The following is a 24,910-nucleotide window of genomic DNA, read 5'->3' as shown; positions in this document are numbered from 1 at the left end:
GGGCACTCGCACAGAGCCTTGCCGCAGTTTTTGCAGACCGCCGGCCCTTCGGGTCCGGCGGAATAGACCTGCCGGTATTTTTCCTCCACCTAAAACTCCGCCCAGCCGGGCACGCGCGGGAAAGCCGACACGTCGCGTATGTTGGCTATGCCGGTAATCAGCATCAGCGCGCGTTCAAACCCCAGCCCGAACCCGGCGTGCGGCGCCGAGCCGAACCGGCGCAAATCCGCATACCATGAGTAAGCCTCCGCCGACAGGCCCTGCCCGGCCATTTTCCGCTCCAGCACGCCGAGCCGGTTTTCCCTTTCGCTGCCGCCTATGATCTCGCCGATGCGGGGCACCAGCACGTCCATGCCGCGCACGGTTTTGCCGTCGTCGTTGAGCTTCATGTAAAACGCCCCCACGGTAGCGGGCTTGTTGTGCATGATCACGGGTTTTTTGAAATACTGCTCCACTAAAAACCGTTCGTGTTCCGAGTTAAGGTCCACGCCCCAGCTTACCTTGTTTTCAAATTTGCCGTTGTGTTTTTCAAGAATGCCCACCGCGTCGGTGTAGGCGAGCCTCTCGAAAGTGTTTTCGGTGATGTTGGAAAGGCTTGCCGGCAGATCCTTGTCCACGAATCTGGCGAACAGCTCAATGTCTTCGGGGCAGTTGGCGAGCACGTCTGTGATGATGGATTTCAGGAACCCTTCCGCCAGTTCCATATCGTCCTGCAGCGTGAAAAACGCCGCTTCCGGCTCGATCATCCACAGCTCCGAGCAGTGGCGGTAGGTGTTGGAGTTTTCAGCCCGGAACGCCGGGCCGAAGGTATAAATCCGGCCCAGGCCCAAAGCCAGCGCTTCGCCTTCCAGCTGGCCCGAAACGGTGAGCGAGGTTTTTTTTCCGAAAAAATCCCGCGCGTAATCAACCGCGCCGTCCGGTGTTTTGGGCGTGTTTGCGATATCGAGGGTGGTTACCTGAAACATCTGGCCCGCGCCCTCGCAGTCGGACGTGGTGATAAGTGGCGTGTGGACGTAAAAGAACCCTTCCTCCCGGAAATAGCGGTGTATCGCATGCGACAGTTCCGCCCGGATCCGCAGCATCGCCGCGTATTTGTTCGTGCGGGGGCGCAGGTGGGCGACGGTGCGCAGAAACTCGTCCGAGGTTTTCTTTTTCTGTATCGGGTAGGCTTCTGCGTCACACTCGCCGTAAACTGTTATGCCGGAGGCTTTCACCTCGAATTTCTGTTCCTTGCCGGGCGGGCATTCCACCAGATCGCCAGCCACTTTCACCGCCGCGCCGCTTGTCAGTTTCAAAGCGGTTTCATGGCACGGCAAGCCGGCTTCAACGATCACCTGAATATTGGCCCGGCAGGACCCGTCGTTAAGTTCCAGAAAAGTAAATTCCTTGGAGTCGCGGCGCGTCTTCACCCAGCCGTTCACCGTGATGTTTTTTTCAGGAGTCTCCAGCGCGAGAATTCTTTTTATTTGCCGGTCTTGCATAGTCCTTGCTCCAGGTTGTTGATTCGGCGCGCCCGCGGCGCGCCGCGCATATATCAAAAGATACCTTATTTTGCAAGTTGAACGCAAAAAACGCGGCTTCCGGTTGCAACCGGAAGCCGCATGAAACCGGAGGCCGGATTTTATTTTTTATCGTCAGCTTCCGTCACTTTGAAGTGCAGGATCATTTCGTCGGCAGGTTCCGCCGATTCCCAGGAGCGCGCGTATTTCAGGGCGATTTTGGCCCGGCCCGGTTTGAGCGGCTTGAGTTCCCACCAATGCAGTCCGCCCGCGCCGGCCAGATCGGTGGCGGAAGTTATGAACTGATCCTTCACCACCTCGAACATCGTCTTGTCCAGTTCTTCAAACTGCCAGGTGAAACCGGTTGTGGGGTTGGACGGCAGCTCGATAACGATATTATGCCCGGTTTCTGCGTCAAAACTCTTGCCGTTGTCATTGTGGTCGAAGAAATTTTCAAACCGGCCGGAAGGGCGGTAACTGAGCGCGACATCGAGCGCGTCGTTTTCGACAAGCGCGCAGTTGTCCGTCGCGCACAGCGGCACGATGGAAACCGCTTTCACGAATTCGCCGTTAAGTTGCGCGCGCAGCGAAATGGGCATATAGTAGAAAGTGCGGTCCCTCGCCGGAGCCTTTTTCGGGGACTTGGGGGCCAGTGACGAGGTGTTTTTGTTGTGAACCGAGTCGTCGTGCGCGCGGGCCCATACGGTGCGATAGCCCTTGTTGCCTGTTTCGGTGACCAGCGGCTCGATATCGAGCAGTACGCTTCCCTCCGCCACTTCGCTGCGGCCAGCGACTTTCACATATTCGTCAAAGGAAAGCGGAGCGTAGGCGTGGTCAACCGGCGTGGCGCGCACGAAAATCCGGTCAGTTCCTTTGGTGAAAGTCACGCCCAGTTCCGTGCCGCCGGCAACAATCGGGGCTGCCGTGTAGCCTTCGGGCGCGGCCACCCTGTAGCCGAACGCCATGTTGACATACCCGGTTTCCGCGACCGTTTGCGCCGCGCCCGCCGGAGCGAATAAAGCCAGCGCCAAAGCCGTTATTGTTTTTTTCATGTGCACTCCTGTCCTGCAAATACCGTCAAATACCCGCCGCATTACAGATTTTAACATAAACGGAGCCCGCTCACATTAGATAAACGGCGACGGCGTTAAACAGATATCCGCAGAGTGTGATGCCCAGCGTCACCGTGCCGAAAAAAACGGCCAGCAGCGGCAGTTTTATCGCGCGGCGCAGGATAATCGCTTCCGGCAGGCTCAGGCCCGCGACCGCCATCAGAAACGCCAGCGTGGTGCCCAGCGGAACGCCTTTTAAAAATAACGCCGCGCCGATGGGCATGATGGCCGCGCAGGATCCGTACATCGGGACACCCAGAACAACCGCCAGCGGCACCGAAAATATTCCTCCCGCATGCATGACTGTTCTTATATAGTCCTGCGGCACATAATTGTGAATGGCGGCTCCGACCGCCACGCCCGCCAATACCCATAGCCACACCTTTGCGGTGATTGCGGTGGCTTCTTTGCAGCCGAAAGTCATGCGGGCGCGGAAATTTTTGAACACCGGGTCTGCGCCGGGTTCGCCGGTTGCGGAGAACCCGCGCTCCAGGAATCTGTCGAGTTTCAGTCTGCCGATTAGCAGGCCCGCGGCCATGCCCGTCAGCATTCCGGTAACCGCATAGGCCGCCGCCACTTTTAGTCCGAATACGCCAGCCATCAGCACGACAAGATATTCATTCACCAGCGGCGAGGTTATCAGAAAGGAAAATGCCGTGCCCAGCGGTATCCCGGCTTTTATGAAACTCAGAAAGATCGGCACCGACGAACAGGAGCAGAACGGCGTGATCGCGCCGAACACCGCCGCGCCCGCCGCCGACACCAGCGGATTTTTCCCGCCCGTCCATCCCCGCACCGCCGCCAGCGAGAGGTAGGAGCGCAGCACGCCGATAACGAAGATCATGCCGAACAGCAGCGTGATAATCTTGAATGAATCGTAGAAAAAGAATTCCGCCGCGCCGGCGAGTTTTGTGCCGCGCGCCAGTCCTAAAATGGAATATGTCAGCCATTGCGAAGCGAGTTCGAACATAATGCCGCCTTTATTTCCGACGCGAAAATTACGCGTCCGCCGTGTTTTTCCGGCCGCCGGCCGTGCCGGGCACGGCCGACGTATTCCCCGTTTTTCAATGCGGGGTCCGGTTCTCCCGTTTTATTCCGTTTCATCAATCGGCGGATTTGCGGTCTTTGTCGCTCTCCGCGTCTTTTTCTTCTTTTTTTTCTTCCGGGTTAGAAGAACAGCAGTTGTCCTGTCCGGGAATCTGGCTGTTGCAGCAACAGGTTCCGGAACTGGCTTTCGCTTTTAAAAACCCGTCCAAAGCGGCCAGCAGTTTTTTAAATATGCTTTCGCGCATAATGGTTGCCTCCGGTTTTATGGTCGGTCATTTTTTCAATGCAGGAAAAAAATTCCGCCGTGCAGCGGCACGCCAGCGAATAAAAAATATGGGTGCCCGCTTTGCGGCTGCTTACAATGCCCGTATTTTTCAGGATTGCCAGATGGCGCGACACCGTGGAAATATCCGCGCCCGCCGCATCACGCAGCCGGCAGACGCATTTTTCGCCGTCTGCCAGTTCCTTTATGATAAGCAGCCTTGTCGGATGAGCCAGCGATTTGATCAGTTCAGCCTGCTTTATGAGGTTTCCGTTCATAGTCGCTCCCTTCGGCCGGTATGGCAGGCTGCGCCCGCGAATGGCAGCGCTGTCTGTCCTGTCGTTCCCGGCGGACAGAGCCGGGCGATGTCAGGCGGCAAAGCTCTAGTATTCCGCCAGCCTCATATAGTATAGCACATATTTGTCTTTTTAGCCAAATAAGCAAATACCATGCCCCTGCAGGCGGCAACCCCCCGGTTTGACCCGGGATTTGAGGAACGGACAACTCGAACGAGTCAGGAAATTGCGGTTGCTGCCGGGAGGCGTTTTTCCGTGTCGGCAATGCAGACCGCGACGGCCAGATCGCCCACCACGTTTATGACTGTCCTGCACATGTCCAGCAGACGGTCCAGCCCCATTATTATTCCTATGCCTTCGAGCGGCACTCCTATATACTGAAGCACCACCACCAGAAACGGCAGCGAACCGCCCGGCACGCCCGCGGTGCCGATGCTCGCCATAACGCACATGCCGACCACGAAAATCTGCTGCGAGATGGAGAGATCAACCCCGAACAGCTGCGCCAGAAACAGCACCGTAATGCCTTCATACAGCGCGGTGCCATTGTGGTTAGTCGTGGCGCCGAGCGTCACCACGAACTGCGCGATCTGGGGCGGTATTTTGAGGTTTTCAGTGGCCGTTTTAAGAGCTACAGGCAGTGTCGCGCTGCTGGAACTTGTGGCGAACGCCGTTGCCATGACGTTCTGGCAGGCCCTGAAAAAATCAAGCGGTTTATGCTTTGAGATAAGCCGCAGCATCAGCGAATAAAAACCGAACATGTGCACGCACAGGCAGACCAGCACCAGCAGCACATACTTAAACAGCATGGCGATCGCGCTTATGCCCGCGCCTGCGGTGGCGGAAAACAGCAGCCCGGCAATGCCGTAAGGCGCGATTTTCATTGCGAAACCTATTATCCTGGTCATCAGCTCGAACACAGATTCGAGCAGGTGTTTAAGCGGCGCGGCTTTTTCCGGTGCGACCGAATTCATGGCCAGCCCCAGTATGATCGAGAAAATCAGCAGCGGTATCAGGCCGCCGTTATAGGCGTTGGCCGCGTCGGAGAACGGATTTTTCGGCAGCAGCCCGACAACCGAGTCAATCAGCGGCTGGTGTTGCGGGGTTGCCGCCTTGATTTCCGCCATCACGTCGCCCGACTGGAGATTCGCCAGCATCGCCTGCCGTTGCTCCGCCGAAACGCCCCTCCCCGGCCCCGTGATATTCACGCCGAGTATGCCTATGAAAACCGCCGTTCCGGAAAACAGCACCGTCAAAGCCAGAACCTTGGCGGCCACCCGGCCAATCCGTTCGGTGGAACCCATGTTGGCGATTCCTAGGGTTATCGCCGCTACCGCCAGCGGCACGACCGCGCAAAACAGCAGTTTGAGGAAAATCTGGCCCGCCGGCCTTGCTATATGCGAAACAATCCAGTCAAGCTCGTGGGCCGGCAGCAGCCATTTGCAGATTACTCCAAGCGCTATGCCGGCCGCCAGGCCTATGATGATTTTCGTGTGAATGCTTTTATGCTGTCTGTTCATCGTCGCCTCTAAGCGTGTATACCTGCGCTGATCCGCAGAATTGCTGTTCAGTTTACAACATTTGCCCCGCGCCACGCCATCGGGCGCTGGCGCCCGTTGCGCCGCGTCGGGCGGACGTGAGCGGGTGGCCGTGTTTTCGACGGTGTTTTCCGCCTGTCGCGCGGGCCGGGTCGCCCCGTGCATATGCCGTGCGTTGCCGCCGCGTCGGGCGGCGCGCAGCTGCGCCAGCGGCCGGCCGCAGTGCTGCCGAGCTTATAGCCGCCGAAATCGGTCCGCAGCAGCCGCAGGACTTTTCTGTTGAAAACCTCAAACAGTCTGCGCAGTTCGCGGTTCTTGCCTTCGGCAAGAGTTATTTTGACGGTGCAGGCGCCGGTTTTTTCGTCAATGACGGTTACGGATGCGGGGCCGGTTGTTTCCCCCCGTCCGATAGCCACGCCGCCGCGCCGTATGTTGTCAAGCGCAGCGGGCGCAAGCGCGCCGTCCAGCGTGACTTCGTAGGTGCGGGGTGTTTTATAACGCGGGTCGGTGAGCCTGTTTCCGAAAGCGGTGTCGTTGGTAAAGAGCAAAAGCCCTTCTGACTCCAGATCCAGCCTGCCCACCGGGAAAACCCACTGCCCCATGTCCCCCAGATAATCGTATACCGTTTTGCGGCCGAGTTCGTCGCTTCTGGTGGTTACACAGCCTGCCGGTTTATTCAAGATAATGTAAATTTTCCCGTGTGCCGCGGCGGTTTTTCCGTCCACTTGTATCTTATCGGCGTTGAGGACCCGTTCGCCCGGATCCCGGACGGTTCTGCCGTTAAGTTTCACGCGGCCCGCCAGCACATATGCAACGGCCTGTTTCCGCGAGCAGAATCCCCGTTTAGACAGTACCCTCGCGATATTGTGCGCCGCGCTTGCGCTAACCGTCATTTTCCCATACGGTTTTGAGCAGCGCGAGCGGTTCGCCTGTATCGGCAAGTTCAACGCTGTGCAGGTATTGCGTGTCGCTTATTTTAAACGCCTTGCTGGCAAGCTGCTGTCCGTAAAAGCCCTGTTTTTTATAGTTCACTTCGATTTCGCGGAGTTGGTGCCCGGCGGTTACATCCGGGAACATGTTCTCATAAGCGAAGATGACGTACGCGGAATTGTTTATGTGGCGGTTGCCGTCGAGTGCCCAGACCGGCGTGTCAAATTCGGTTTTTTTGCACGGCGCAAGGCCCGGCGGAAGTTTGATCGTCCTGCCGCTTTCCGCCGCGCTTTCGGTGCAGACGGGGAAATCAGCCAGTATGGTGCTTAACGGCAGCGGGCGCAGGGTTTTCATGTCCAGAAGCACCCATTCGCTGGTGCCGGAAACCAGCCGTTCGCCGGTTTCGGACTCGATGGCGTAATCCCGTATCGAAATCAGATCGCGTTTTGGGTACGCCCATGTTATCACCCTGCATTTCTGGGTGTAGACGGGTGCGTTATGGATGACCACGCGGTAGCGGTGTATTACCCAGGTATAGCCTCTGGGTATGATCTGCTCCAGCGCGACGCCGTGTTTCAGGCACTGTTTGCCGGCCGCATCCTGGAACCAGTTGAAGATGGCGCCGGGGCGGATGCGGCCTTTGAAATCCTGCTCGTAACAACGTACCCGGAAGTCAATTTGGCTTTTTGTCATGGTTTCGAGTCCAGTTTTTTTGCAGACGTGGTGAAAAATGCGCCGGTCAGGGATTGTCCGGCGGGCAGTTTCCGCCCAGCGGAATATGCGCGCAAATCCGGGTGCCTTTGTTCTGGCCCGTAACTATTTTCAGCTCGCCGCCTAGCGCGACCGCGCGTTCCCGCATGCCCAGTATGCCCAGTGATTTCCGGGAATTCAGGGTTTCTTCCGCGATTCCGCGGCCGTTGTCCTCGACCGCCAGTATCAGCATTCCGTCATGGCAGGTCACTCCAACCTTGGCGCGCTCGGCTTTTGAATGGCTGATTATGTTGGCGAGCGATTCCTGCAGTATCCGGAACGCGGCGGTGGTGTGGGCGGCGGGCATGGAGCGGCACACCGCGTCAACACGCAGGCGGCAGCCGATCCCGGAAACCGCCCGGAAATCGTCCACCAGCAGCCGGACAGCCTCCGGAAACCCCAGATCGTCGAGCACCGGCGGGCGTAGGCTGGCCGCGATCCGCTTTGTTTCCTGCATGATTTCCTCGATGCGTTTTTCAACATCCGCCAGCTTGATCCGCAACGCCCGGTCAGTCCCGGTTTTAACAGTTTCGGCCGCCAGTTCCCGCGCGGTGCCGAGCGCGAGCTTGACGGCGGTAAGGCGGCTGGCCAGCCCGTCGTGCAGTTCGCGGGAGATCACGCGGCGTTCCTCCTCCCTTGCATGCTGGAGTTTTGCGGTCAGTTCGCGCAGTTTCAGGTGCGACTGTTCAAGTTCCTCCTGGGTGCGGCGCATTTCCGTGATGTCTGTGAGCACCGCGGCCAGTTCGCCCGGCGCGGGAAAAAATACGGATATGCGGTAATGAACCCCGGCCGTCGTGGTGTAGTTGAAATTGACCGGCATGTTTTTAACCGCGGCGTCCTGCAGAACGGCGATCGCGCGGCGCACGCTTTTCTTGCGGAACACGTCGTCCGCGAACCGGCCCACGATGCGCGGTTCCTCCACGCCCGCAATCCGTTCGAAAGCGGAGTTGCAGGCGGTGAACTTGAAGCGCGGCCTGTCGTCCATGACTATATCGGCCATCGCGAACCCGCTGGCCAGTTCGGAAAAAACCGGTGTAAGATTCTGCTGCGGTTGCTGCTGGCGTTGAATATACAGTTCCGTTTCCTTGATGGCGGTAATGTCTTTGACAATGGTGTCGAGCCAGTCCTGTCCGTCGGCGCGGCTGTGATCCGCGCTGACCGAAACCCACATGAGCCGCCCGTCCTTTGCGCGATATTCCACCTGTTCCTCGCGCAGATATCCGTTGGCCGACAGCCGGCGCAGCAGCTCCGCCCTGCGCGCGGGATCGGCGTATAACCGGTCCGGCGGCACGGCCATCAGTTCCTGCGGCCCGGCGTAACCCAGTATCTGCGCCAGCTGCGCGCTTCTTTCCAGAAACTGCTCCTTGGCGTCAAATCCCGCATGGTACTGCCCGTAGTCCTTCTCGTTGCAATCAAGTTCTTCCATAGCTTCTATATACCCCGTGTATGCTTTGACCTCACCGTCATCATCCAGGACGGGAATCACGAAATCCCTCACGGTCCGTGACTGTCCGCCCGGCAGTATTATCCTGTACTCCGCCACGCCCGACTGCGAAGAATAGGCTTTCATGGCTTTTTCCCGGTCGTCCGGATGGATTACCGTAAGCAGCAGCGCGGGATTGGAATACAGTTCTTGCCGCGTGCGCATGAAAATGGTTTCGAAAAGCGGGCCGGCGAAATACACCTGGCTCCAGTTGGGCGCGATCATGTAGAAACAGCCGGGCGCCGCCTCCGCCATAACCCGGAAGCGTTCGGCGTTTTCCCGCAGCGTGATGTTTTCCCGCCGCAGGCCGGTATTGTCATGCAGACTGGCGAAAAACCCGTTGTCAACGCCGTTCCAGGTGATTTCCAGATCGCGCGGTTCTTTTTCGGAATTTGTATGGCGGACAGTGCATTTGCCCGCCGTTTCATCCGGACGGAACGCCTGCCTCGGCAGCCCGCCCAGCGATTCGAAATTCCGCGACTGCAGGTCAAATTTGCCTATCCCGTAAAACAGCGTGGCCGCGCGGTTTGCGTCGCGGATGCGCAGCCGTGAATCCAGCACAAAGCAGGGATCCGGGCAGGCGTCGAAAAACCGGCTGGCGATATGGCCCGGCCCCGGCTCGGCGAATTCCAGCGTAATGGCGCCTCTGCCCCGGCGCGACAGCCTTGCCGGCGCGGTCTGGTTTTCCACCGTTTTCACGGGGAAGACGTAGTTGCAGTTGTCTTTGCAGGTCAGCGCGCGGCAGAAAGCCTTTATCGCGTCGGACTGCCAGTTGGTCGGCACCAGATCGAACAGCGAAGTGCCGTTAAGCGCGGCAGGGTTCAGTCCGCAGGCCGCGGCGAATCCCGGCGCGGCGGAGCCGATGCGGCCTTCGTTGTCGCAAATGGTTCTGGCAGGCTGTCTATGCGTCATCTTCTTCAGGCGTGTGATTTCCGGAGGAGGAGGCCATGTATTCGATAATTTTGGCGCGTTTTACGGCATCGAGATTCCAGTCCGTGACAATCTTGCCTCTGGCGTTGAACTTGCGCTTGCATACCACTTCGCCGCGCACATAATACCATTCTTCGATCAGAATGCCGGCGGTGTTGAAGCGTTTTGCTATGCCTTCTGGCATTCCGCCGCAATAAGGAACTTCCCATGACTGCTTGCCGGATTCGTGATACAGCTGCGCCAAGCCGTCCGCGTTGCCGTTTTTGTAGATTATGGCGGAAACCAGCAGTCCGTTTTCCGCATAAATCCTGATCAGGCCGTCTTTGTGCCCGTTCGCGTAACAGCCGTCTTCGCGCACCCGGCCGCTCTCGTAATACTTGCGCTGGATGCCGTTGCGCTTGCCGTCGGCATAAACGGTTTCAAGGCGCAGCTGCCCGTTCTCGTGATAAACCCTTGCCCGGCCGTCGAGCATGCCGTGCTTGTAGTTTTTTTCTATTTCGGGCTTGCCGTTTTCGAAATAATAGCGCGTCAGCCCGTGCGGCTGGCTGTTCGCGTAATTGCCCTCGAAGAACAGTTGACCGTTCTGATATTCTTTTACGGGCCCGTCTGGAATCAGGCCCGCCAGCAGGATTGTTTCGGAATTTTCATCAACCGTTTCACGCGCCACTTCGCGTCCGCCCCGGTAGTAAACCAGCTCCAGCTCGCCCCTGTCCGACGGGTTTAGCGGCACATGGCGCATGCTTTTGCGAATAGTGACATCGCCGTGTTCCGTCTGTCCCGCGGGTTCGCTGTCTGTCAGCGCTTTTGGCGTCGGGGGTTTATAGAAATTTTCCGTGCTCATAATATGCTATCGGGCCGCGTTTTTCCCGGCAAGCCGGCCAGTTGCCCATGCAAAATGCAGATTGTAGCCGCCGCACAAACCGTTCACATCCAGCAGTTCGCCGGTTATGTACAGGCCGGGCTCCAGCAGCGACTGCATCGTGTCGGGGTCTATCGTGGAGGTTTCCACCCCTCCGCAGGCGCACATGGCTTCGCGCCAGGAGCCGGAACCGGTTATGTCGAATTCCCAGCCGCAGAGCGTTTTTGCCAGATGCGCGATTTCATTCGCGCTCAGTTCCGCGGCGGTTTTGTTCTTTTCCACGCCGATAAAATCAATCAGCAGGTTTGACAGCGTTTCATGCAGCCAGCCGGTGAAAAACCGTTTGATTTTCCGGTCGGGCAGACTGTTTCTGCGCGCTGTCATGAATTCCGCCAGATCCTCCGTCGTTTTACCGGGGAACAGGTTCATTTTTACGGTGACCGGGCGGTTCTCCATTAATACCGGCACCACTCCGGCGCTTAAATTGATTGCGCAGGGGCCGGAAATTCCGTATGCGGTGAAGAGCAGTTCGCCATTGGCGCGGCACAGTTCCCTGCTTTCGCTGAAAGCCGACAGCTCCGCGTTGACCCTTATGCCCTGAAGCCGCGCAATGCCCTTTTGCCTTACCAGAAGCGGCACCAGCACGGGGATCGGTTTTTTCAGCTTGTGGCCGAACCCGGTCGCGAGCAGGTTGCCCGCTTCCGAGCCGCCTAATTGCGGATGCGCATGGGAGCCGCAGGCCAGCACGACGCTATCCGCCCGCAGGGAATTGCCGTTTGACAGCGCAAGCGTGAATTTTCCGTCCGTTTTTCGTATGGATTCCACCGCCGCGGCGGCAAGCAGTTTTCCGCCCGCCTCTTCCAGCGCCAGTTCCAGAACGGATGTTACTGCGGTGGCCCGTTCGCACACCGGGAACACGCGCCCGTCGGGATCGGTTTTCAGCACCAGCCCGAGCGCTTCGAAAAACGCCAGTTCCTCATCCACGCCGAAAGAGTCGAGCACCCGCGTGACGAAGACTTCGTCGCCGCTGTAAAACTGCCGGCCCATGTTGCGATTGGTGAGGTTGCAGCGTCCGTTGCCGGTGGCGGACAGTTTTTTGCCGGGCACCGTATTTTTCTCTATCACCGTAACCTGCGCGCCGGCGCGCGCCGCGGTAAGCGCGGCCATCAGGCCCGACGCTCCCGCACCCACAACGGCTATTCCGATACTGGTTTCCATAAACGCTCTCTCCCGCACGCTTCCTATATATATAAAATTATAACATATAACATTTCCGGCGCAATGCGCGCGCCGTTTCGCATGAAAGGCGGTGGAACTGCCGGTGCATGCAGAACGGTTTTTATTCGCCGTCTGTTTTGCGGGAGCCCGCGCGGCGTACGGAGCGGAACCCGAATTGCAGACGTATCGAGTCTACGGCGCGGTGTAGTTTCTCGTTTTTTTCGGCCTGTGCGTCAGGAAAAAGACAGGGTGCCTGCGGCTGGACGGGGAAATTTGAAACCCGTATCCCTATCAGCCTGACCGGGCGGGTGAGCGGCAGGAATTTCCCAAACTGCTCCGCCGCGCCCGATAAAATGGCGTTTTCGAAATTGGTCGGTTCGGAGAGTGTTTTTGCGCGGGTGAAAGTGGTGAAATCGTCGAACCGGATTTTGATTCCCAGTGTCGAGCCTTTCAGGCCTTTGCGGCGCAGGCGGTGCGATACTTTCTCGGCAAGCAGGGATAATGCGGCGTGGATCGCCGTTTCATCCGCCGTATCGGTTTCAAAAGTGATTTCATTGCTGACGGATTTGACCGCGCCGCCCGGTTCCACCCTGCGTCCGTCAATTCCGTTTGCCAGCTCAAGAAGAAATAATCCGTTACGGCCCAGCAGTCTTTCAATGGTGGAAGGTTTTCTGGCCGCCAGCTGGGCAACGGTGAAAATACCGGCCCGGTTAAGTATTTCTTTCGATTTGGCGCCCAGCCCCCATAATTTCGCGATATCGAGCGGAGCCAGAAATTGCCTGAGCTGACCGGGCGGGACAACCGTAAGCCCGTCCGGCTTGTTCATGTCGGACGCGATTTTTGCGGCCGATTTCACCGGCGCCAGTCCTATCGAAGCCGTCAGGCCCGTCGCTGCCTTTATCCGCGCCTTTATTTTGCGGCAGATTTCTTCGGGCCGGCCGAACAGTTTTTCCAGACCTGCCAGATCCATAAACGCCTCGTCCACGCTAACCTGCTCGACCGACGGGGTGAATTCGCCCAGGATGGCCTGTATCTGGCGGGATACCGCGCCGTATTTCGCCATGTCAGGCGGCAGGAAGATGCCGGCCGGGCAAATGCGGTAAGCCTGCGATATCGGCATGGCGGAGCGGATTCCGTATGCGCGCGCTTCATAAGACGCGGTGGAAACAACACCCCGGCCCGCGCCGTTTTTCGGGTCGGCCCCGATGATTACCGGCTTGCCTTTCAGGGCGGGATTGTCGCGCTGTTCGATGGCGGCGAAAAAGGCGTCCATGTCAATATGTGCGATCATTATCCGCCGCTCCTCTCGTGTCCGTTATCCGTCAGGCGCGTCAGCGGCAGCCGGTGCTGCCGAACCCGCCTGCTCCGCGTTTGGTTTCCGGCAGGCAGCCTGTTTCCGTAAATGCCGGATAAACTGTCGGCAGCACCACGAGCTGGGCGATTTTCTGGCCCCGTTCGAATTCGAACCGCCGGGCGGACAGATTGTGCATGCACACGATGATTTCGCCGCGGTAAGAAGAATCTATGAGCCCGGCCATTATCTTAAGGCCCTTGGCTTCGAGCGAGCTTTTGCCCCAGACAATGCCGCTGGTTCCGTCCGGCAGGCATACGGCGATTCCCGTCGGTATTTTGACAGTCGCTCCCGGCTCGAGCGCAACGGCGGCCGGCGTGAACAGATCGGCGCCGGAATCCGTCGGGTGCTCCCGGCGCGGCAGCAGTGCGGCGGGCGAGAGTTTTTTCACTTCGATAACTGGTTGCATGGCGGCCTCCGGGAAAACGAAATCCGGCTACCATTATATGTTTTTTGAGGACAGCGGGTTTTGTTCCTCCCCTGCCCTGGGCGGCGCGCGCGACAAGGCTCGGCGTGTGACCATTGCGGTTGATGCTATCCGGTTCCGCCTGACGTGCGCGGACAAAGCGGTTCCGTCCGGCTGCCTGCGCCTGCCGGAAAAAGGCGGCGGTTTGCGGACGGTTTTAAAAAAAGGCATTATATGTATCGTTCCGCATATGAAATTCAAAAAGTTCACGCGCATGTTCTGGAACCGTTACTGGCCGGTAGTGAAAAACACCTCGGGCTGCATGATTGCCTCGTCCACGGTGAGTCTGGCGGCTGAGCTGGCTTTTTTCTGCATGTTCGCGCTGTTTCCGTTTCTGATATTTCTGGGCTGGATGTCGGGCCATTTCATAAAGAGCGGCGGCGAAGGTGCGATGCTTGCGAAGCTGGAGCTGTTTCTGCCGTCCTATGTGTCGCCGCTGGTGATGCGCAACATGCATAACATTTTCTACCGGCCGCCGGAATGGCTGGGGATTATCACGCTGGTGATGTCGTTATGGGGCGCGTCGGTGGCGGTTTCGTCCCTGATGTCGGCGATCAACAATATTTACGGCATTGCCGACCGGCGGCCTTACTGGGCCAGAAAGTCCGTTTCGCTGGTGCTTACGCTCGCGCTGGAACTGGTTATCATGCTGGGCATCATGGTGCTGGTGGTGGGCCCGGTTGTGCGTGAAATGCTGATAAGCCTGACCGGGTTTTATCTGTTTTTCAATTTCGTGTTCGGCTGGTACCGCTGGGTTATCGCGCTGGGCATGATGATCATCTGCCTGTTTCTGCTATACCGGTTCGGGCCGGGCAACCGGCGGAAAGTGCGGGTGGCGCTGCCGGGCGCGGTGTTTACGATAATCGGGTGGTTCACCATTTCCGAAGGGTTCAAGTTTTATTTTTCCAGGTACGCGCATTATACGCTGCTGTACGGCACGCTCAGCGGCATAATCGTTTTGATGACATGGTTTTATCTGCTGGGCGCAATGGTCATAACCGGCGCGCAGCTTAACCGCCAGCTGATGAGCGTGCGGCTGGGCCGGTTGACTGATGGGGAAGACAGTTGCTAGAATAGATTGCAGGAGCCGCCATGATACAGTTTAAAACGCAAAACGGAAAACTTGTCTGCACTTTCCCCTCCAGGGTTGAAACCACGGTCTGCCAGCAGTACCAGCATGATGTGGAGAACGAAGTGCTGGCGTCGTCCGGGCCGGTGGTGTTCGATCTGCGCGATACCGAGTATATCTGTTCCGCTTTTCTGCGGATCTGCCTTGCGGCGGTTCAAAAGCTCGGCAAGGACAGATTCGAGGTGGTGAACACGGCCCCGTTTGTGCAGAAGGTGTTTCATCTGGCGGGGCTGGACTCGCTGGTGAAACTTTCCTGATCCCTGTTTTAACGCAAAAAAGCCCCGCGAAAGCGGGGCTTTTTTATTGGCAGGAAAAACTTTACCGGCCGGAGAGCTTGCGTTCCTGCGCGACCCGCAATATATGGCTGGCAAAATCCGGATTTGAATTCATCACCGCCACGAACTGGTGCGAGAACAGCACAAACAGGCGTGCTTGGGTCAGGGCGGTAACAGTGGCGTTGCGGGGCGAGGCGTCAATAAGCGCCATTTCGCCGAAGAAATCGCCGGATGCCAGCCGCGCCAGTTCTTTTTTTCCGAAGAAACCTTTTTTTACCGTAACGCTCAGATCGCCGTCCGCCACCACATAAAACGAATCGCCTTTCTCGCCCTGCGTCACTATTTTTTCGCCCGCCTCGTACTGCACCATCATGATATGGGGCACGACCAGCTGAAGCTGGCCCATCGTCATGCCTTCAAAAAAATCCACACTGCGCAAAAGCTGGAACAGCCGGGTGCTGTCGTTAGGCGTCATTTCAAGTTTTCGCATGGTCAGGCTCCTTTCGGAAATTATATTAAAAAGCGGACGGGCCGGGAACATCCTGCTCAAACGCGCCGTATTTCACGAAGACCCGCTCCACCTCGCTTTGCAGGGTCGTTCCGTCGGTTTTGTCAACGCAGAGCCGGTAATAGTATTCGCCGGTTTCAAGGCTGCTGTCCGTGAAAGTTTTAACGGTGCTGTCGTGTTCGGTCATGATGACGGGCGCGGCGGCGCAGGCGGGGTTCCGGTCCGAGCTGCTTTTAACGAGCCGGTAAGCCGAGAATCCGGGCCCGGTATATTCGCTCCAGGTCAGCCGCGCCTGGAAATTGGCGTAAGCCGCGGCGAAAACCATGCCGTTTTCGGGTTTGACCGCGCCGCCCGGTAACGCGCAGCCGCCGCAGGCGAGCAGCGCGAGCAGGGGAAATATTAGTTTCATAGCTACATAATACCAATATTTTGCAGGCAATAACGCAAAAGGGAACTGTACCGGGCCGGCTCAATTTGCGATAATGTATATATGCGCGCGCGCTGCGAACTCCAGCTGAACGGAACATTACGCAAGATGATGCTTTCTGCCCGGGACGAGGAAACCGATTCCCATCTTGCGCTTAAACTGCTGGGCATCTGCCTTTACTGGAACGAAACTCCGCTGCTTGACGCCGGGCCCAGGCATGTCGCAATGGCCAACTGGGATTTTTATCCCGACCTGCTGTGCACAAACGAGTACTGCGAGCTGTCGCGCTGGATAGAATGCGGGCGCACGCCGTTTTTGAAACTGAACAAGCTGAGCAAGCGTGTGCAGGACGTGCCGGTAACGATCATAGCCGAGTCGCCTTTCGAAGGCGAGCGGATCCTGCAGACGGTGACGGAGCAGGTTTCCCGCCCGGAGAAGATTTCGATAGTGGCGTTTCCGAAAGGCGAATTTGCGCGCTGGGCCGGCGCGCTCGAGCCGGATACCTGTGTCGTGGGCGACTGCAACGAGAAGAATCTTAACGTGGTTTTCAATTCCGAAATTTTCGATCTTTCGATGGTGACAATAAAAAAATGATATCGCTTAACCAACTCGCTAAATCCTTCGGCAAACAGATGCTTTTTGAGGACGCCACACTCCAGATCAACGAAGGCGACCGGCTTACGCTGGTCGGGCCCAACGGGGCCGGCAAAAGTACGCTTTTCAAACTTATTCTGGGCTGGGAGCGTCCTGATTCCGGCGATATCGTTATCAGAAAAGGCTATAGAACGGGTTATCTGCCACAGGAAGCGCCGCCTTCGATGGGCGGCACGGTGCTGGCGCAGGCGCTGAGCCAGGTGGAATATCCCGACGGGAAAACCGAGGCCGAGGCCAAGCAGATCCTTACCGGCCTCGGGTTTAAGCAGAGCGATTTCGAGCGGGCTCTGTCCACCCTGAGCGGCGGCTGGGTCATGCGCGCCGCGCTGGCGGGCCTGCTGGTCAGCCGGCCCGACCTGATGCTGCTGGACGAGCCGACCAACCACCTTGATCTCGATTCGCTGCTGTGGCTGCAGGATTATCTCAAATACTGCCGCAGTTCGGTTTTCATGATTTCGCACGACCGGCATTTTATCAATTCCGTCTGCGACAAAATCGTCAGCATGGAAAACGGGAGTCTGAAGGTCTATAACGGCAATTACGACTATTTTCTGGTGGAGCGCGAAGCCGCGCGCGAGCGGCTGGAAAAAGAGTACCGCCAGCAGCAGCTTGATATAAAGGATCTTGAGGAGTTTATCGCCCGCAATCGCGCCCGGCTTACCACCGCCACGCGCGCGCAGAGCGCGATGAAGCGGCTGGAAAAAATAGAGCGGATCGAACTGCCGCCGCAGGGCGCGAAAGTGAAAATACGGTTTCCCCAGCCCAAACGCGGGCCGCTGCGGGTGCTGGAGCTGAAGGGCGCGAGCAAGTCGTACGGCGATATAACGGTTTACGGAAATCTCGATTTTACCGTAGAGCGCGGCGAGAAGATGGCGTTCGCCGGCCATAACGGCGCGGGCAAAAGCACCCTGCTTAAAATGCTGGCGGGCATAGTGCCGGCCGATTCCGGCGACAGGATTGTGGGGCCGGACGTCAGGCTGGGCTATTTTTCACAGCACCGGTCGGAAACTCTGGATCCCGAAAAGACCGTTTATGAAGAGGCGTCCGAAAAAAACACCCGCATGCTTTCGAACATGGAAATGCGGGCGATACTGGGCGCGTTTCTGTTCGGCGACAACGATATCAATAAAAAAACAAAGGTGTTAAGCGGCGGAGAAAAGAGCCGCCTGTCGCTCGCCAAAATGCTTATCAACCCGCCCGACGTGCTGCTGCTGGACGAACCGACCACGCATCTTGACCTTACCAGCGTGGAATCGCTGGTTCACGCGCTCAAGCGGTTTGAGGGCGCGATCTGCTGCATCAGTCACGACATCTATTTCATGAACGAAGTGGCGACTCAGGTGGTGCATGTCGCGGACGGAAAAGTTACCCGGTACCCCGGGAATTACGATTACTTTCAGAGCCAGCAGGAACGTATCCGCCGGGAAGCCGCGGAAAGCCGCACTCATCACAAACAGGCCCGGCCCCGCCACGCCGAGCCGGCCGCTGCCCCAAAGGCCGTGGACACGCGGCCCAGTCTTAACAAGGCCGAGCAGCGGCGCGAACGCGCCCGGCTGCGCGCGCTTAAAAAAGAGATAGATGATCTGCGCGGGAAAGCGGCCGAGCTTACCATCTCGCTCGCCACCGCCGATTACACCGGCATTGATGCCACCGGTTCGCAAATCAGATCCCTTACCGCGCAGGCGGACGAAAAGGAGCTGTTTTTTATAGCCGAGCAGGAACGCCTTGAAGGTTTTTTGTAACAGACTGCCGTGAAGGCGGCGATGCCTGCGGTTTGCTTGCAATGCCCCGGTTTTTCCGGGGCATTTTTATTAAATTCCGATCACAAGCCCCCCCGGGCTTGCCCAGCAAGCCGTAATAATCAGCCGCCGCAGTGAACAAGATAGGCGTCCGGTCGCGGGCCGGGCAAACGCGGTTGACGAAGCAACTCCTTCCTTGAGCCGCTAGATAGTGGCGCGCCCTTCCGGTTTTGCCCTATATCTGCAAGCAGTTGCTGACGGTTGGTTGCGGGCCGGGCGTTGGTTTTGGGCCACCGGCACAGACTCAAATGATTTTATGAGCTGTTTCCTGTGCTGAATTTGACTGTTTCGCGGCTTCCCTCGCGGAGTGGCATAACCGCTTCCGCTGAAAGCCAGGGCTTATAGAACGCCTGGCGGCCCAATCCGGAAAAAACCATCATGCATTTTGCCTTGTTTTTCAACCGGGAAGCAGCGTAATTTGATGGCGGGAAACATGGCCGGCGGCTCGGCTATTTCAGGTAAGGCGCGGCTTCGCCGCGCGCATCGGCGATTTTGCCTTTTGAAAGTTTCTGTTCCAGCTCAAAGGTCTTGTCGGCACAGACCCGGGTTCTGGCTCCGCCGGATCTGGCGCAGGCGTAATACCATTTGTAGGCCTGCGTCAGGTCGCGTCTGGTTCCGTAGCCGCGTTCGCACAGTACCGCCAGATAGAAATAGGACTGCGTTATCCTGCCCTGCGCCGCCCTGATAAAATAGTCGTAGGCGCGGGGATAGTCGGGTTTTCCGGCCCGGTCTGCGGCGAGCAGGAGCGCCGCGCCCTGCGCGCCGGACGCGTCGCCGGTGTCAGCGGCGGCGGCATATAATTCAAGCGCTTTTTTATTGTCTTTCGCGACGCCGGTTCCGGTTTCGTGCATGGAGGCGAGGCTCAGCATTGCGAACGGGTTGCCGAGTTCTGCGGCGCGGGTATAGTATCTTGCGGCGGCCCGCCCGTCTTTTTCGCCGGCGCAGCCGGACGAGTAAATATAGCCCAGTCCGGCGAGCGCGGCGGGGTTGTCAGCCGAGGCGGCTTTGCGGTACCAGCGTTCCGCTTTGCCGCAGTCTTTTGTTACGCCCGTGCCTTCAAGGTACATATTGCCCAGCATTACCTGCGATTCAGTGTAGCCCGCCGCCGCGGCCGAGCTGAAAAAAGCGGCCGCCTGTTTAACTGCTGCGGAACTGCCGTCATGCTGAAAGCAGACCCATCCCGCGCTGTGAACGGCGGCTACGCTGCCCGCCCCGGCGGCTTTTCTGTACCACTCCAGGGCGGCTGTATAATTGCCCGAAGAAACATACAGATTGCCGAGGTTTAACTGCGCGTCCGTGCTGCCGTGTTCCGCCGCGAGCGTGTACCATCTGACGGCTTCCGTGGAGTTCTTTTCCGCGTATTCGCTTTTGTCATACAGATAGCCCAGCGCGTTTGCGCTGGCGTAATCGCCGTTTCGGGCAAGCAGTTCATACAGCTTCGGCAGCAGCGCGCGGCCGGGCTGGCTGGAAAACACCGCGGGAAGACCGGACGGTTCCGGCGCTTCGGCCGCGCGCCTGAGGTAGCCTGCGCTGCGGGCTGTGTCTTTAGCGGTTCCTTCGCCCTGGTCATATTTGTAGCCCAGCAAAGCGCGCGCGAACCGGTACCCGTTTTCGGAACAGTTTTCATACAGTTTCAACGCGGCGGCCGGATCCGCCTTTGTGCCGTACCCGTATTCGGTCATAAAGGCCTGGCAAAACAGCCCGGCGTCATCGGTTTTCGCAGCGGTTTTATAGTAGTGGAACGCCTTGTCGTAATCGCGCAAAGTCTGGTTCGCGGTGAAATAAATATCGCCCAGAAACAGCTGGGCCGGGGTGTCGCCGGCTGCGGCTGCGGCGGTGAACAGGTCCATCGCGGAAGCGGTGTCTTTCTGCACGCCGATCCCGTTGAATTTCATAAGCGCGATGCGGGTTTTTGCGGACGGCACATCCGCGTCCGCCGCCTGAGTGTAATATGCCAACGCGGTTCTGTAATCCTGCCGCACGCCCTCGCCCCTGTAATACAGGTCGCCGGCAAGAACCAGCGTGGCTTCGGAGCCGAGCTCGGCTGCCTTCAGCACATAGTCCGATACCAGCGCGGAATTATTTTCTTTTTGGGCCGTATTGGCCAGTTCCAGCAGTGTGCGGGCGTAATTGTCGCGGTACGCGTCGCAGACGTAAAGGCCCAGTTCGGCTTCGGCGGTTTTCCAGTCGGTTTTGCCGTCCATTTCCGGCAGGTCCCGCTCGATTTGCCTGAACAGTTCGAGCGCTTTGCGGTATTCGCCCTGTTTGTAATAAATTCCGCCCAGCGACAGTTTTGCCCGCGTAAACCCCTGTGCAACCGCCTGCCCGTAATATTCCAGCGATTTCTGCCGGTTGTAGAATTTTTCGTCTTTCAGGCCATAAATGGCGCCTAGCCGCATCTGCGCGTAAGGGTTATTGAGGGCTGCGGACTTGAGGAACCACTCGACCGCCGCGTCAAGATTGGCGGCCACTCCCAGCCCGCTGTAATAAATGCTGCCCAGCGCGTATTGCGCCGCCGGGTTGCCGGACGAAGCCGCCACGCCGTACAGCTCAAGCGATTTTTTCAGGTCGCGCGGCACGCCTTTGCCCGTCGCGTAGCGTTCGGCCAGCCGCACCGCCGCGCAGATGTCAGCCGCAGTTGACCGTTCAAGCTCCGCGATCGCGGCGGTTTCCAGTTTTCCCGCGCAGGGATCAATGAAAGTGCCTTCGTTTATCGCGGCTATGGCGGGAATGGAAAAAACGGCTATAATAAGTGCTGGACAGGATAAAAAGCGCATAGTAAATTATATAATTATAAGGACACTATGAAATGCCCGCATTGCGACATGGAAATACAGCTCGGTCAGCAAGAGTGTCCCTGGTGCGGCCTGATCTTCAGCAAGTGGCGGGCCGCGCAAAGCGTGCCTGCGGAGCCGTTGCCGCCGCGTCCGCAGGTTCAAGGCCGGGTGGCGTTGGTATGGAGCCGGATAACCGGCTCGAATCTTTTGCCGCCGCTGGTTGTTGCGCTGGTTCCGGCTGCGTGGGCGGCGGCTGCGTTTCCGGGCTGGATGCCGGTGCCGGACGGGTGGTACAGCTTTGAACAGTGGCTGTTTCCCCTTTCGTTCTGCGATCTGGCCGTGCACGAAGCGGGGCATGTGGTATTCCGGTTGGGCGGTTCGCGGTTTCTGACGGTTCTGGGCGGCACGCTTATGCAGCTGATAATGCCGGGCCTGTTTTTCGGGCACTTTTACCGGCAGCGGCATAAATGGGGGATGGCGTTCACCTTGTTCTGGCTCGGTTTTGCGCTGGGCGATATTTCGTATTACATGTCGGACGCTAAAGAACAGGTGCTGATTCTGCTTGGCGGCGTAACCGGCAGGGAAAGCGGAACCCATGACTGGCATTACCTGCTCGGACGGCTGGGCCTGCTCGATCATTCGATGAAGCTGGGTGCGCTGGTGATGTTTGCCGGGGCTTATGTGATGGCGTTTGGAGTGTTGTTTCCGTTTTTCGTGAGGCCGGGAGCGGCTGTCGCCCGTAAAGACGTGCCGCATAAAGGAGGCTAGTGGTATTATGCAGCCCGAAATGGTCAAACTGCTGGTTATAGCGTCGCTTTTTGTGTTTGCCGGGTTATGTGTTTATGGCGTGGCGAAATTCATACGCGCGTGGAAGGGATATAAATCCACGTCAGATGATATTGACCCGTCCCTGCTTGCCGCCGTGCCCGAACCGACCCCGGCTCAGGCGGCAGACCTGCAGGCTCGCAGGTTTATCGAACAGACCAGGCAGCTCGACAGCGCTCGCCCGGACGAACCTGCGCCGGCCAGAACCGAACTTTCGCAGGACGCGCTTCAATTCGCGGTGAATCCGCCAAAAACGCCGCCTCGGCAGGCCGAAAAACCCCGGACGCAGGAATATAAAAATGACGCGGAGCGGCAGTTGTTTTCCGACTGAGCCCCGGCCTCGTCTGTTTTACAGTTCAATCAATCTGGTAATATGTGACGGGAGCATATGCTGATATGACAACCAAAGACATAGCAGGCGTTATCATACTGGTGATAGTGGCGGCGCTGGTATATGTATGGAAGACCGTACCGGATTTTCTGAGCCGGTATGTTAATTTCTAGTCCGGTTTTTTAGCGCCGCGCCGGCAGAATGGGCACAGGTTCAGCGCACCGCGCCGGCGGAGCATGGTTTCCATTGTCCATTCGCCGCATCGGCCGCAGGGCGCGGAATTCACAATGCGCGCTTCGGCCGGCACCGGCCGCTGAACCGGGCCCGTGACAAGTATCTCATTTTCCGGCGCGTTAAGTATGCCGGTTATTCTTTTTCGTTTCAAAACGGTTATTTTTCTTTTCCGGTCAGGCGTTTGGGATTTGGTTCCGGTTAGTTTTCCTATTTTTGCGCCGAGTTCGGAATCGAGCGCCGTTCTGCGGTAATAAATGCGGAACGATTTGCCGGTACTGCGGGAATAAAACGAAAACGCCTGTTTGCCGGTATTTTCGATAACGAGATTGCCTTTTCCGGCCGTGCAGCCAACAAGCGCCTGCACCGCGTCCACGGAACAGGAGTCGTTCTCCGCAAAACAGACAATTTCCTCGTCTTTCGAAAGCGCGCCGTGCAGTTCACGCCGTGCGGCGAGCGCTATGCGGTAGCCGATAGCCAGGCCCGGACAGGAGTGCCCGTGAAATTTCACAGCGGTTGAGTAGCCGGGTTTGCCTGTCGTCATGACAATCATCCTTTTTTAAGCAGATTTCTGAACGCGTCGCCCAGTGCGGTAGGGGGCGTATCGTCACGCCGGGGCCGGCGGGTGCCGCCATGTGCGCGGCTGTTCTGCGGCCTGGCGCTGTTTTGCGGGGGTTTGCCGCGCTGCGCGAACTGGTCAGGCTTGCGGGCGGGCACGCCGGGTTCGGCGGGTTTGCGCCGGGTTTCGCGCGGCCCTATTACGGGATTGGATTTCATTGAAAGGGCGATGCGGCTGCGCGGGATGTCCACGTCTATAACGGTGACCAGGACTCGCTGCCCCGCCCGTACCACCGAAGACGGATCCGCCACGAACGAGTCCGCCAGCTCGCTGACGTGTATCAGCCCGTCCTGATGCACGCCTATATCCACAAACGCGCCGAACGCCGTCACGTTGGTCACAATGCCGGGCACTTTCATGCCGGGCTGCGCGTCCGCCACGGTGTGGATGTCGGCGAACCGGAACAGCTCGAACTGCCTGCGCGGGTCGCGGCCGGGTTTGGCGAGCTCTTTTTTAATATCTTCAAGGGTCGGCAGGCCGGCCTCGTCCGATATGTATTTCCGAACTTCGATTCCAGCCTGTATTTCCGGTTTTGCCATCAGGTCGGCTACTGTCGTGCCCATATCCCGCGCGATCCGCTCCACCAGCGCGTAGCGTTCCGGGTGGACCGCGCTAGCGTCGAGCGGATTTTTGCCGTCCCGTATTCTCAAAAATCCGGCGCACTGCTCAAAAGCTTTTGGCCCGAGCCGGGGCACTTTTTTCAAATCGGCCCGTGATTTAAAAGGCCCGTTTTCATTGCGGTGCGTGATAATGTTCTTTGCCAGCGCCGGCCCAAGCCCGGACACATAGGCAAGCAGTTCCCTGCTCGCGGTGTTGACTTCCACGCCCACATTGTTCACGCAGCTTATTACCACGTCGTCAAGACTGTTTTTCAGCTGTGGCTGGTCCACGTCATGCTGATACTGGCCCACGCCTATTGATTTAGGGTCAATTTTAACCAGTTCCGCCAGCGGGTCCATCAGCCGCCGGCCTATCGAAACCGCGCCGCGGACAGTAACATCCTGATCGGGGAACTCGTCCCGCGCCGCTTCCGACGCCGAATATACCGACGCGCCCGATTCGTTGACCGAAACCACCGTTATCTCCGGCAGTTCCAGCCCGTTGACAAAGGTTTCCGTTTCGCGCCCGGCTGTGCCGTTGCCTATGGCGACTACTTCCGTCGCGAACCGTTTTACCAGCGCGCGCATTTTTTCCTGCGCCTGCGCCAGTCCTCCCGCTCCGCTGTGCGGAAAAATCACGTCATGATGAAGCAGTTTGCCCTGTTTGTCGAGGCAGACCACCTTGCAGCCGGTGCGGTAGCCGGGGTCGAGCGCGAGCACGTTTTTATGGCCCAGCGGCGATGCCATCAGTATTTCGCGCAGGTTCTTCGCAAATACGTTGATGGCTTCGGTATCGGCGCGTTTTTTCGTTTCCAGCCGCACCTCCGTTTCCATCGAAAGCGATAACAGCCGCTTATACCCGTCCTCAACCGCCAGTTTCACCTGTTCGGCGCAGGGATTTGCGCCTTTGACAAACAGGTTTTCAAGCTGGCAAACCGCCTCGTCGTCCGGGACAGTTACCCGCAGTATCAGGATTCCCTCGTTCTCGCCCCGGC

24 protein-coding genes are annotated in these 24,910 nt (G+C 58.0%); 6 read left to right on the top strand and 18 right to left on the bottom strand.

Going from position 1 to position 24,910, the window contains the following annotated elements; all coding sequences use genetic code 11:
* Positions 1-89: 89 nt before the first annotated feature.
* From asnS to dut, 13 genes are all read right to left on the bottom strand, one after another.
* On the bottom strand, positions 90-1,481 hold the full coding sequence (asnS, locus tag PHW69_05085; protein MDD4004563.1) for an asparagine--tRNA ligase: 1,392 nt from the start codon (positions 1,479-1,481) through the stop codon (positions 90-92).
* Positions 1,482-1,621: 140 nt separating this feature from the next.
* Positions 1,622-2,551 (bottom strand): protease inhibitor I42 family protein, encoded by a 930-nt coding sequence (locus tag PHW69_05080; GenBank protein ID MDD4004562.1) that lies wholly within the window; start codon positions 2,549-2,551, stop codon positions 1,622-1,624.
* 70 nt (positions 2,552-2,621) lie between these two features.
* Positions 2,622-3,581, bottom strand: a complete 960-nt coding sequence (locus tag PHW69_05075) for a permease (GenBank protein MDD4004561.1) — start codon at positions 3,579-3,581, stop codon at positions 2,622-2,624.
* Positions 3,582-3,714: 133 nt separating this feature from the next.
* Positions 3,715-3,903 (bottom strand): hypothetical protein, encoded by a 189-nt coding sequence (locus PHW69_05070; protein ID MDD4004560.1) that lies wholly within the window; start codon positions 3,901-3,903, stop codon positions 3,715-3,717.
* The gene (locus PHW69_05065) at positions 3,884-4,198 is read right to left on the bottom strand and encodes a metalloregulator ArsR/SmtB family transcription factor (GenBank protein ID MDD4004559.1); all 315 of its coding nucleotides are present in this window, start codon (positions 4,196-4,198) and stop codon (positions 3,884-3,886) included. Before PHW69_05065 ends, PHW69_05070 begins: the two co-directional genes overlap by 20 nt.
* Positions 4,199-4,434: 236 nt before the next feature.
* Positions 4,435-5,736, bottom strand: coding sequence for a dicarboxylate/amino acid:cation symporter (locus PHW69_05060; protein ID MDD4004558.1), 1,302 nt, complete (start codon positions 5,734-5,736; stop codon positions 4,435-4,437).
* Positions 5,737-5,783: 47 nt separating this feature from the next.
* On the bottom strand, positions 5,784-6,647 hold the full coding sequence (locus PHW69_05055; GenBank protein MDD4004557.1) for a pseudouridine synthase: 864 nt from the start codon (positions 6,645-6,647) through the stop codon (positions 5,784-5,786).
* Positions 6,637-7,377 carry a thioesterase gene (locus tag PHW69_05050; GenBank protein MDD4004556.1) on the bottom strand — a complete coding sequence of 247 codons (741 nt, stop codon included), beginning with the start codon at positions 7,375-7,377 and terminating at the stop codon, positions 6,637-6,639. Before PHW69_05050 ends, PHW69_05055 begins: the two co-directional genes overlap by 11 nt.
* Before the next feature lie 46 nt (positions 7,378-7,423).
* Positions 7,424-9,829 carry a PAS domain S-box protein gene (locus tag PHW69_05045; protein ID MDD4004555.1) on the bottom strand — a complete coding sequence of 802 codons (2,406 nt, stop codon included), beginning with the start codon at positions 9,827-9,829 and terminating at the stop codon, positions 7,424-7,426.
* Entirely contained in the window at positions 9,819-10,688 is an 870-nt protein-coding gene (locus PHW69_05040) for a toxin-antitoxin system YwqK family antitoxin (protein MDD4004554.1), read from the bottom strand. Before PHW69_05040 ends, PHW69_05045 begins: the two co-directional genes overlap by 11 nt.
* A 6-nt stretch (positions 10,689-10,694) precedes the next feature.
* Positions 10,695-11,924: an aminoacetone oxidase family FAD-binding enzyme gene (locus PHW69_05035; protein ID MDD4004553.1), complete on the bottom strand. Its 1,230-nt coding sequence runs from the start codon at positions 11,922-11,924 to the stop codon at positions 10,695-10,697.
* Positions 11,925-12,045: 121 nt separating this feature from the next.
* Positions 12,046-13,215, bottom strand: a complete 1,170-nt coding sequence (gene dinB, locus PHW69_05030) for a DNA polymerase IV (protein ID MDD4004552.1) — start codon at positions 13,213-13,215, stop codon at positions 12,046-12,048.
* A gap of 40 nt (positions 13,216-13,255) precedes the next feature.
* Positions 13,256-13,684, bottom strand: coding sequence for a dUTP diphosphatase (gene dut / locus PHW69_05025; GenBank protein MDD4004551.1), 429 nt, complete (start codon positions 13,682-13,684; stop codon positions 13,256-13,258).
* A 247-nt stretch (positions 13,685-13,931) separates the two neighbouring features.
* On the opposite strand from dut, the gene PHW69_05020 reads away from it, so the two are divergent.
* Positions 13,932-14,813, top strand: coding sequence for a YihY/virulence factor BrkB family protein (locus PHW69_05020; GenBank protein MDD4004550.1), 882 nt, complete (start codon positions 13,932-13,934; stop codon positions 14,811-14,813).
* A gap of 20 nt (positions 14,814-14,833) precedes the next feature.
* Positions 14,834-15,127, top strand: a complete 294-nt coding sequence (locus tag PHW69_05015) for an STAS domain-containing protein (protein ID MDD4004549.1) — start codon at positions 14,834-14,836, stop codon at positions 15,125-15,127.
* A 61-nt stretch (positions 15,128-15,188) separates the two neighbouring features.
* Here PHW69_05015 and PHW69_05010 read toward each other — a convergent pair whose 3' ends face one another.
* Together PHW69_05010 and PHW69_05005 are read right to left on the bottom strand one after the other, a co-directional pair.
* Positions 15,189-15,635 carry a cyclic nucleotide-binding domain-containing protein gene (locus PHW69_05010; protein ID MDD4004548.1) on the bottom strand — a complete coding sequence of 149 codons (447 nt, stop codon included), beginning with the start codon at positions 15,633-15,635 and terminating at the stop codon, positions 15,189-15,191.
* Positions 15,636-15,660: 25 nt separating this feature from the next.
* A complete protein-coding gene (locus PHW69_05005) occupies positions 15,661-16,062 on the bottom strand; it encodes a hypothetical protein (GenBank protein MDD4004547.1) in 402 nt (133 codons plus the stop codon).
* Positions 16,063-16,143: 81 nt separating this feature from the next.
* Here PHW69_05005 and PHW69_05000 point away from each other — a divergent pair, with 81 nt between their 5' ends.
* Positions 16,144-16,674 carry a YaeQ family protein gene (locus tag PHW69_05000; protein MDD4004546.1) on the top strand — a complete coding sequence of 177 codons (531 nt, stop codon included), beginning with the start codon at positions 16,144-16,146 and terminating at the stop codon, positions 16,672-16,674.
* A complete protein-coding gene (locus PHW69_04995; protein ID MDD4004545.1) occupies positions 16,671-18,476 on the top strand; it encodes an ABC-F family ATP-binding cassette domain-containing protein in 1,806 nt (601 codons plus the stop codon). Before PHW69_05000 ends, PHW69_04995 begins: the two co-directional genes overlap by 4 nt.
* 506 nt (positions 18,477-18,982) lie before the next feature.
* Here PHW69_04995 and PHW69_04990 read toward each other — a convergent pair.
* On the bottom strand, positions 18,983-21,310 hold the full coding sequence (locus PHW69_04990) for a tetratricopeptide repeat protein (GenBank protein MDD4004544.1): 2,328 nt from the start codon (positions 21,308-21,310) through the stop codon (positions 18,983-18,985).
* A 27-nt stretch (positions 21,311-21,337) separates the two neighbouring features.
* Between PHW69_04990 and PHW69_04985 the strand changes: the two genes are divergently transcribed.
* Both PHW69_04985 and PHW69_04980 read left to right on the top strand, forming a co-directional pair.
* Positions 21,338-22,078, top strand: coding sequence for a hypothetical protein (locus PHW69_04985; protein ID MDD4004543.1), 741 nt, complete (start codon positions 21,338-21,340; stop codon positions 22,076-22,078).
* A 7-nt stretch (positions 22,079-22,085) separates the two neighbouring features.
* Entirely contained in the window at positions 22,086-22,466 is a 381-nt protein-coding gene (locus PHW69_04980; GenBank protein ID MDD4004542.1) for a hypothetical protein, read from the top strand.
* Between the two features lie 169 nt (positions 22,467-22,635).
* Here the strand turns inward: PHW69_04980 and PHW69_04975 are convergent, their stop codons facing one another.
* Together PHW69_04975 and PHW69_04970 are read right to left on the bottom strand one after the other, a co-directional pair.
* Positions 22,636-23,241, bottom strand: a complete 606-nt coding sequence (locus PHW69_04975; protein ID MDD4004541.1) for an FmdE family protein — start codon at positions 23,239-23,241, stop codon at positions 22,636-22,638.
* Positions 23,242-23,246: 5 nt separating this feature from the next.
* Positions 23,247-24,910 (bottom strand): helix-hairpin-helix domain-containing protein (locus PHW69_04970; protein MDD4004540.1); only part of this gene is annotated, 1,664 nt, incomplete at its 5' end.

Source organism: Elusimicrobiaceae bacterium, assembly GCA_028700325.1.
In the GTDB taxonomy this organism is placed as follows: domain Bacteria; phylum Elusimicrobiota; class Elusimicrobia; order Elusimicrobiales; family Elusimicrobiaceae; genus JAQVSV01.
This window is presented reverse-complemented; position numbering and strand designations above follow the sequence as displayed.

Bases quoted from the DNA above. Each gene is read 5' to 3' on its own strand.
- PHW69_05045 (MDD4004555.1), bottom strand. From the start codon at position 9,829: ATGACGCATAGACAGCCTGCCAGAACCATTTGCGACAACGAAGGCCGC.
- PHW69_04990 (MDD4004544.1), bottom strand. From the start codon at position 21,310: ATGCGCTTTTTATCCTGTCCAGCACTTATTATAGCCGTTTTTTCCATT.
- PHW69_04980 (MDD4004542.1), top strand. From the start codon at position 22,086: ATGCAGCCCGAAATGGTCAAACTGCTGGTTATAGCGTCGCTTTTTGTG.
- asnS (MDD4004563.1), bottom strand. From the start codon at position 1,481: ATGCAAGACCGGCAAATAAAAAGAATTCTCGCGCTGGAGACTCCTGAA.
- PHW69_05070 (MDD4004560.1), bottom strand. From the start codon at position 3,903: ATGCGCGAAAGCATATTTAAAAAACTGCTGGCCGCTTTGGACGGGTTT.
- PHW69_04975 (MDD4004541.1), bottom strand. From the start codon at position 23,241: ATGACGACAGGCAAACCCGGCTACTCAACCGCTGTGAAATTTCACGGG.
- PHW69_05060 (MDD4004558.1), bottom strand. From the start codon at position 5,736: ATGAACAGACAGCATAAAAGCATTCACACGAAAATCATCATAGGCCTG.
- PHW69_05080 (MDD4004562.1), bottom strand. From the start codon at position 2,551: ATGAAAAAAACAATAACGGCTTTGGCGCTGGCTTTATTCGCTCCGGCG.
- PHW69_05000 (MDD4004546.1), top strand. From the start codon at position 16,144: ATGCGCGCGCGCTGCGAACTCCAGCTGAACGGAACATTACGCAAGATG.
- PHW69_05035 (MDD4004553.1), bottom strand. From the start codon at position 11,924: ATGGAAACCAGTATCGGAATAGCCGTTGTGGGTGCGGGAGCGTCGGGC.
- PHW69_05050 (MDD4004556.1), bottom strand. From the start codon at position 7,377: ATGACAAAAAGCCAAATTGACTTCCGGGTACGTTGTTACGAGCAGGAT.
- PHW69_04985 (MDD4004543.1), top strand. From the start codon at position 21,338: ATGAAATGCCCGCATTGCGACATGGAAATACAGCTCGGTCAGCAAGAG.
- PHW69_05075 (MDD4004561.1), bottom strand. From the start codon at position 3,581: ATGTTCGAACTCGCTTCGCAATGGCTGACATATTCCATTTTAGGACTG.
- dut (MDD4004551.1), bottom strand. From the start codon at position 13,684: ATGCAACCAGTTATCGAAGTGAAAAAACTCTCGCCCGCCGCACTGCTG.
- PHW69_05010 (MDD4004548.1), bottom strand. From the start codon at position 15,635: ATGCGAAAACTTGAAATGACGCCTAACGACAGCACCCGGCTGTTCCAG.
- PHW69_05015 (MDD4004549.1), top strand. From the start codon at position 14,834: ATGATACAGTTTAAAACGCAAAACGGAAAACTTGTCTGCACTTTCCCC.
- PHW69_05005 (MDD4004547.1), bottom strand. From the start codon at position 16,062: ATGAAACTAATATTTCCCCTGCTCGCGCTGCTCGCCTGCGGCGGCTGC.
- PHW69_05020 (MDD4004550.1), top strand. From the start codon at position 13,932: ATGAAATTCAAAAAGTTCACGCGCATGTTCTGGAACCGTTACTGGCCG.
- PHW69_05055 (MDD4004557.1), bottom strand. From the start codon at position 6,647: ATGACGGTTAGCGCAAGCGCGGCGCACAATATCGCGAGGGTACTGTCT.
- dinB (MDD4004552.1), bottom strand. From the start codon at position 13,215: ATGATCGCACATATTGACATGGACGCCTTTTTCGCCGCCATCGAACAG.
- PHW69_04995 (MDD4004545.1), top strand. From the start codon at position 16,671: ATGATATCGCTTAACCAACTCGCTAAATCCTTCGGCAAACAGATGCTT.
- PHW69_05040 (MDD4004554.1), bottom strand. From the start codon at position 10,688: ATGAGCACGGAAAATTTCTATAAACCCCCGACGCCAAAAGCGCTGACA.
- PHW69_05065 (MDD4004559.1), bottom strand. From the start codon at position 4,198: ATGAACGGAAACCTCATAAAGCAGGCTGAACTGATCAAATCGCTGGCT.